Source organism: Acetobacter oryzifermentans (genome assembly GCF_001628715.1).
GTDB classification, from domain to species: Bacteria; Pseudomonadota; Alphaproteobacteria; order Acetobacterales; family Acetobacteraceae; genus Acetobacter; species Acetobacter oryzifermentans.
In genome coordinates, this window is record NZ_CP011120.1 from 2,792,434 (window position 1) to 2,799,488 (window position 7,055).

General features: G+C 46.6%; 9 protein-coding genes and 1 tRNA gene. 3 read left to right on the forward strand and 7 right to left on the reverse strand.

The features are described 5' to 3' along the window. Nucleotides 1-61 precede the first annotated feature (61 nt). Nucleotides 62-526, forward strand: a complete 465-nt coding sequence (locus WG31_RS13170) for a methylated-DNA--[protein]-cysteine S-methyltransferase (RefSeq protein WP_063354801.1) — start codon at nucleotides 62-64, stop codon at nucleotides 524-526. A 264-nt stretch (nucleotides 527-790) separates the two neighbouring features. On the opposite strand, the gene WG31_RS15950 is transcribed toward WG31_RS13170, so the two are convergent. After that, nucleotides 791-1,207: a hypothetical protein gene (locus WG31_RS15950; protein ID WP_063354803.1), complete on the reverse strand. Its 417-nt coding sequence runs from the start codon at nucleotides 1,205-1,207 to the stop codon at nucleotides 791-793. Nucleotides 1,208-1,539: 332 nt separating this feature from the next. Between WG31_RS15950 and WG31_RS13185 the strand changes: the two genes are divergently transcribed. Further along, nucleotides 1,540-1,983: a hypothetical protein gene (locus WG31_RS13185; RefSeq protein ID WP_006115708.1), complete on the forward strand. Its 444-nt coding sequence runs from the start codon at nucleotides 1,540-1,542 to the stop codon at nucleotides 1,981-1,983. A 112-nt stretch (nucleotides 1,984-2,095) separates the two neighbouring features. Here the strand turns inward: WG31_RS13185 and WG31_RS13190 are convergent. The 3 genes from WG31_RS13190 to WG31_RS13200 form a co-directional block, all read right to left on the reverse strand. Further along, a tRNA-Pro gene (locus tag WG31_RS13190) sits at nucleotides 2,096-2,172 on the reverse strand. 79 nt (nucleotides 2,173-2,251) lie between these two features. Continuing rightward, nucleotides 2,252-2,836: an LOG family protein gene (locus WG31_RS13195; RefSeq protein ID WP_006116589.1), complete on the reverse strand. Its 585-nt coding sequence runs from the start codon at nucleotides 2,834-2,836 to the stop codon at nucleotides 2,252-2,254. Nucleotides 2,837-2,884: 48 nt separating this feature from the next. Then, complete coding sequence (locus WG31_RS13200; RefSeq protein WP_006116590.1) at nucleotides 2,885-4,117, reverse strand: MFS transporter; 1,233 nt, start codon at nucleotides 4,115-4,117, stop codon at nucleotides 2,885-2,887. A gap of 96 nt (nucleotides 4,118-4,213) precedes the next feature. Here WG31_RS13200 and WG31_RS13205 point away from each other — a divergent pair, with 96 nt between their 5' ends. After that, nucleotides 4,214-4,789: an NUDIX domain-containing protein gene (locus WG31_RS13205; protein ID WP_063354804.1), complete on the forward strand. Its 576-nt coding sequence runs from the start codon at nucleotides 4,214-4,216 to the stop codon at nucleotides 4,787-4,789. Nucleotides 4,790-4,822: 33 nt separating this feature from the next. Here the strand turns inward: WG31_RS13205 and hemJ are convergent, their stop codons facing one another. Genes hemJ through hemE form a run of 3 tightly spaced genes read right to left on the reverse strand, consistent with a single transcriptional unit; the run spans nucleotide 4,823 to nucleotide 7,055 of the window. Beyond that, the gene (gene hemJ / locus WG31_RS13210; RefSeq protein ID WP_063354991.1) at nucleotides 4,823-5,275 is read right to left on the reverse strand and encodes a protoporphyrinogen oxidase HemJ; all 453 of its coding nucleotides are present in this window, start codon (nucleotides 5,273-5,275) and stop codon (nucleotides 4,823-4,825) included. 2 nt (nucleotides 5,276-5,277) lie between these two features. Then, nucleotides 5,278-5,979 (reverse strand): HAD family hydrolase, encoded by a 702-nt coding sequence (locus tag WG31_RS13215; RefSeq protein WP_082823223.1) that lies wholly within the window; start codon nucleotides 5,977-5,979, stop codon nucleotides 5,278-5,280. Beyond that, nucleotides 5,976-7,055: a uroporphyrinogen decarboxylase gene (gene hemE / locus WG31_RS13220; RefSeq protein WP_081461453.1), complete on the reverse strand. Its 1,080-nt coding sequence runs from the start codon at nucleotides 7,053-7,055 to the stop codon at nucleotides 5,976-5,978. Before hemE ends, WG31_RS13215 begins: the two co-directional genes overlap by 4 nt.

The following is a 7,055-nucleotide window of genomic DNA, read 5'->3' on the forward strand; positions in this document are numbered from 1 at the left end:
ATGAACACACTCCGCTCACACAACACCACAAGATTTTAAACAAAAGTAAGGTTATCTTTTTATGCCCCAACTCTCGCTGCACTCTCCTTTAGGCCCGATCACTTTGTCTGAGGAAGAAGGAAAAATTATCTCTTTGGATTGGGGATGGGGGCGAGATCAAACCGAAACCCCTCTGCTCTGCCAAGCGCGTGAATGGTTGGATAATTGGTTTGATGATCCTCAGGCAGTAGGTGCTTTTCCATTCCCGCTAGATCCGTATGGAACAGCTTATCAGAAAAAAATTTGGGCAGCATTGCAGGAAATTCCTGTAGGCGAGACAACCACATATGGAGAACTCGCCAAAAAAATCGGCGGTAGCCCTCAGTCAGTTGGTCAAGCTGTCGGGAGAAACCCCATTCCTATTCTTATTCCCTGCCACCGCGTTGTGGGGGCTTCTAGCTTAGGAGGATATTCTGGAGATGGTGGTGTGGATGATAAAGCATGGCTTCTCCGCTTAGAAGGAGCCAAATTTCCATACCACACCTAAACTGTTCTGATACGGATTCTAGCCTTACAGAATAAGCTTCTGTTTCCTATTTTCTGTCACAGCTTTCTGTGCGGGTATTAAAAAATTTTCCGGCACTACATCTAACAACAGACGATGAATCCGTATCATTTCCATAACTTGTGGGGGGTGGATAAGAAGGCACACTCTCCCCCTGCTGCGCACCATTATAATAATAGGATGGCGGGGCATAAATGCTCTGCTGTGGCACCGAATTATACTCGGATGCCGCAGCACTTCCTATCGCTAGACCAAGCACAGAACCGAACATAAACGGAGCCCCCCAGCCCCAACCACCACCCCAATAAGGGTATCCCCACGGGCCGCCATAGCCCCAACCATAATACGGATACCCCCAGCCCCACGGGCCACCTCCCCAACCACCGTACCAACCGCCGCCCCACGGGCGCCCTCCCCAGCCGCCGCCACGCCACGGGCCGCCACCCCAACCACCGGGGCCACCCGGACCTCCACGTGGGCCACCGAATCCACCACGAGGAAAACCTCCTCCGGGGCCACCAAAGCCACCATGACCAAAACCGCCACCACCAGGACCGCCGAAGCCACCGTGGCCAAATCCACCACCACCGGGACCGCCAAATCCACCGTGGCCAAATCCGCCCCCTCCACCAAAGCCACCCCCGCCTGGCCCGGGATGAGCATGTGCTGAAAATACAGGAACGCTAAGCCCACATACCAAAAGGGCTGCCAACCCTGTTTTTTTGGATATTGCAGTCCACATAACACCGGTGCCCTTTGCACTTAACTTCGGATACTGCTGCACGACATAATGCCGTAATGTGTCTTTCTTCTAACTATTACATGGGCATTAAAAGACAATTTGCCACTGCTTTTTCTCCTGATCTGCTAGGATAAAAGCTCAGATTCATGTTGTGTTTTTTGCATTCCTGATATACATTTTAATCATTGGAGGAAGCGGAAAAGAATTATCTTCTGCTTTGCCCCCTAACACCCCAAATTAGGAGGCCGGACTCATGGCATGGAAAAAAGCAACTTTTGTTTCTTTATGGCTAGCTGCCCTTAGCCTGGCCATCTGCTCCACTTTTATTTTTATTGCATGCGGGCTTAAGTTTTCTATTTTTCATTCTGGTCTCACTGTAAACCAGTCTGATTTTGTAGATAACACGCCTTTTTCTGTATATTTGTGGCAGATGTTGCCAGAAACAACACGTTGGAATGATTACGTGTTTTCTGGCCCAGGTTTGATTGGTCTGGCAGCTTTCTTGGCGAGCATTGGCTTAGGTTCTTATGCTGCCATTAAGTTGGAAGAAATCAACCACGCGGCACTTGTGGCTAAAAAGACAGAAATGCACCGTTGGGATTCTTTGCTTATTGGCTCTTCCTTGGAAGACACATTGCAGAATTTTCAACATTCAAATGCATCAGATGTGCAACCTTACGCCGTTAAAAGTGCCTGATAACAGAATATAAATGTATGAAAATGCTTCTGCTTGGAATCTATTCCGGGCAGAAGTTTTTTTTATGCAATATGCATTGCATAACGCATCATAACAATTTTAAGGAAAAACTTGGTCGGAGTGAGAAGATTCGAACTTCCGGCCCCTGCGTCCCGAACACAGTGCTCTACCAGGCTGAGCTACACTCCGATTACACGCTGCCTATACAGCGCTCTGGCCTGAGAAGCAAGAGTAGAAATGAGCCTTCCTACCCTTGCTCCATTTTATTTTACATCACATCCATACCCAACGCTTCTGTATGCTCTGTAACGCGGGAGCATTCCAGAGCCGCGGCAGCATTCGGCACAACGCTCAACAAAGATCTCGCATCTACTGAGGCAAATCCTTGTTTCACCGCCTCATCAAGCATGGCTACAACCTTATCGCCCCATCCATCTACGTTAATAAGCACGATGGGCTTATCGTGGCGTTTAAGCTGTCTCCATGTCAGAATTTCCAGAAGCTCTTCAAATGTTCCAAAACCACCAGGCAAAATCCAAAAAGCATCGGCACGTGAAAACATGATCTGCTTACGGGTATGCATGGAATCTGTAACGATCAGTTCAGAAACGTCTTCATTCATTTTTTCACGGGTTTTTAAAAATTCAGGGATAACACCCGTAACACTGCCACCTGCTTGAATAACAGCATGGGCCACAACCCCCATCAGCCCATTTGCACCGCCCCCATATACCAGCCGGATTCCGGCCTTGGCCAATTCTTTGCCCGTTTCCTGCGCTGCCTGCTGATACACAGGCTTTGCCCCCATGCGGGAACCACAGAACACGGCGACTGCACGCACATCAATTGTCATTCTTTATGTTCCTCCAAATAAGTTTCTAAAGTTTTAGAGATCTGTTTCTTACGGTAAAATGGATTGTCCATTTTCCTTACGATAAACAAAAGCACATATTCCCACACCCATCAGGCTCATAAGTGCTGTTGTTAAAAACAATCCCTGATATCCCCAAAACGGAATAATAAAGCCTAAAACGGGTCCTGATAGGCCAAGGGCGATATCAAGAAAAACAGAAAATGCGCCTACAGCAATACCTTTATTTTCTGGCTTTGTGCGGGCTACAGCCCCTACCCCCAAAGCAGGAAACAAAAGTGAAAAACCAGCACCCGTTAACGCAGCCCCTATATTTGCCCAAACAGGTGAATGCCCCATAGCCAATACACATAAGCCCAAACTTTCTATGAGTAAGGAAACCAATGCAACAATTGTGCCACCACGTTTTGTTATCTGAGTTGTAAAACCAAACCGTGTCAAAACAAAAACACATCCAAAAATAGATAATGCAGTTGCAGCTCCGCTCCAGTTCTGATCAGCAAAATACAACGTCAGCAAGGATGAAATAGCGCCAAACCCAATAGAACCCGCAGCCAGAGCCATGCCATATGGTGCAACCTGACCAAAAACTGTCATAAAGGAATGGCGCTTACCCGTAGATGGGGAAAGCGGTTTAACTGCTACCTGATGCCATGCCCACGGCACCCCCAAAAGCAGCATCAGCATACAGCACAGGCCTATGCCCCAAAAACCACCTAATGCAGCATGAGACTGATAAATCATCATGGCAATAGGCGCCCCTAATGCAATGCCGCCATAAGAACACACACCATTCCAGGAGATAACACGGGCGGTTCCGGGTGCCCCTACCCTCTGAATGTTCCAGACAATAACACCAGTCGCAACCCAGCTTTCAGATATGCCCAAAAAAATACGGCCCAATAGAACAATTGCCAAAGCCCCTACAGGCCAGGCCATCATGGAAGGCGCAAGCATGATGAACAAACCAGAAAGCGCACCCAGAAAAAGCCCTGCAATGACAACCCTTTTAGGGCCACGTGTATCTATCCGCCGGCCAGCTCCTACACGGGATATAAATGTGGCCAGATACTGAACGGAAACAGCAAACCCTGCGAGCGCAGAGCTAAATCCCAACTGTTCTTTTACAAACAATGGCACAACTGCCATTTGTAAACCGATTTCTACGTAACAAAGCAAAGTAAAAACCACGATGGCAAAAATAGACCATAGCGTTTTTCCTGCTGTATCTGGTGCTCCTTCAATATTATTATTTCCGTTCATTACATTCCTTCATGGTAATGGTATGGCATAATCAGAATCCGTACCAATTTGCTCGCATATGATAGGCGAATGCAAAGCAAAACTTAGGAATCCAGCATGAATATGTCTTCACCTGATGATGAAGGTTACATCACCATTTCCACCCGCATTGCTTATGAAAACCCATGGACCCGTGTGCGGGAAGACATCATCCGCTTACCTAATGGTAAAGATGGCCTTTATGGCATTGTAGAAAGAGGCGAATTTGTTGTTATCCTTCCTTTGGGCACATCTACAGATGGCCACCCAACTGTAACTTTGGTCAATCAATACCGTTATCCCATTAAAAAACGGCTATGGGAGTTACCAATGGGCATGTGGGAGGCTCAACCAGATGCCAAAATAGAAGATGTTGCCGCAGGTGAATTACGAGAAGAGACAGGCTTACGAGCCCAAACATTACAACATGCAGGCATTGTTTATCAGGGAGCAGGATATTCTACCCAGAAAGGTCACGTCTATTTGGCCACAGGATTAACCCAAGGTAACCGTCAGCTAGAGGATACCGAACAAGGTATGACATGTCATACTTTTCTTCTTTCAGAAGTAGAAAATATGATACGTAAAAATGAGATCACCTGCATGGTCAGCTTAGCTGCATTTGGTCTTTTACGTATTAAAAATATGATATAAAAATAAAAATCCCCTGATTTACAGGGGATTTTTCTAAAATGGTTGAACAACAACCATAATAACAATAATCATCATCAAGATAGTTGGCACTTCATTGGCAATACGATAAAATTTTTCTGAATGCCTATTATGGTCAGAAGAAAAATCTTTACACCAACGCGCACAACACCCATGAAAAACAAACATACAGAATACAGCAGTAAGTTTTGTATGCCACCATCCCGCATGCCAATTTACCCCACCTGGGGTCAACACAAGTAGCACACCAAAAAACAGGCTAGCACACATAGCCGGTGTCATAATTGCTTTCAAAAGTCTGCGTTCCATAATTTTAAACCGCAGATTTTCCTGTGATCCAACAGCAACCTGGCAATGATAAACAAATAATCGTGGCAGATAAAATAACCCGGCCATCCACGCCATAACAGACATGATATGAAAAGCTATCAGCCAACGTAACCACGGCAAAAGGGTATCTATAACCATCATCAACGCCCTTGCTGTTGCAAAGCTTTCTGAACCAAAGGCGCAAATTGTGAAAGATGGTTAATTCTTAAAATATTATTCCATTTTGGAATAGGGTTTCCTTCTGGCCTTAGCATCACACAAGCCATTCCGGCATCAACGGCTGCCTGTGCACCTGTATCACTGTCTTCCAGTACAAGACATTCTGCAGGAGAAACACCTTCTTCTTCTGCGGCTTTCAGATACACATCAGGTTTGGGTTTTGGAATTCCCATATCTCTTGCTGAGTGGATACGGTTTTTAAAAAAGTGCTCAAGATTGGTAATAGAAAACTTTGCATCCATCTCTTCTTGAGATGAATTGGATGCAACCCTTACAGGAACACCCATTTTTTGAATACTATTGAGCATATCATAAACGCCCTCAACAGGTTCAACACCTTCTTTCATGGCAACCACAAAGCGTTTTTGCATCATGCTTGCCCATCCAGCCCCTAGCTTTGCGCCAGTTTCCTGCTCAATCATGTGCTGTATTCCCGGCAACGCCATGCCGGAAAATACTTTTACTGCTTGCTTATCCGGCACGTTCATACCAACGCGCCGAGCTTCTTCTGCACTGATGCGACAACATGTTTCTTCGCTATCAACCAGAACACCATCGCAATCAAAAATAATAAGTTTGAGATGCCCTTGAGGGGAAAGAACGAGTGGTTGTTCTGCCATCAGGCTGTTTCCCTTATCGTGTTTACCAATTCCGCAACGTGTTCAACAGGTGTTTGTGGCAACACACCATGCCCTAAATTGAAAACATGCGCACGCCCTCGGCCAGCTTCACGAATAGCCAGTGCCTCACGCTTCATGGCATCTCCACCTGCCAATACAGAAACCGGGTCCAGATTACCTTGAATTCCAACATGCTCTGGCAGCATGGAACGCACAATTTCTATATCTGCCCCTGTATCCAGCGCCACAACATCTACGCCGGTTTCTCGTGCATATTCGGCAACCAATACACCACTTAAACGCGGAAACCCGATAATACGGGTAGAAGGATGTCGGGCTTTAATAGCCTGAACAATCTGGCGAGATGGCGCAATAACGTGTTTACGAAATTCTGAGGGAGATAACAGACCAGCCCACGAATCAAATAGCATGACAGCTTCAGCACCTGCTTCAATCTGCTTGCAAAGATATTCGGCTGTTGTTCGGGTAAGTAAATCCATTAACCGATCAAACAGAACAGGTTCCGCGTAAGCCATCTGCCGGGTAACAGCAAACTCCCGAGATCCATGCCCTTCAACCATGTAACAGGCAACTGTAAAGGGAGCGCCCGTAAAACCAAGCAAAGTGGTTGCGCCTGGTTGTGCAACACCAATTTTATCCGGGCCATTCAGTTCTTTACGCAAGCGTGTCAGAGTTTCCAAAACAGGCGCTGTAATCTCGGCAATACGCGCAGGATCCAACTTGGCCAGATCCTGCTCAGAGCGAATAGCACCCAGTATAGGGCCCTTACCTTCTACAAATTCAAGGGATTGTCCCATCGCCCATGGTAAAATCAGAATATCGGAAAACAGAATAGCGCCGTCCATTCCAAAACGTTTGATCGGCTGCAATGTCAGTTCTGTTGCAATATCTGGTGTCATGCAGCGTGTCAGAAAATCTGCTTTGGCACGCATGGCCCGAAATTCTGGCAGAAAGCGACCAGCTTGCCGCATCAGCCACATCGGAGGCGGCCACAAGGCTTCACCATTGAGTGTTCTTAAAAGCCGTTTGGCGGAGGGGATATGTTCGTCTGTCATCAT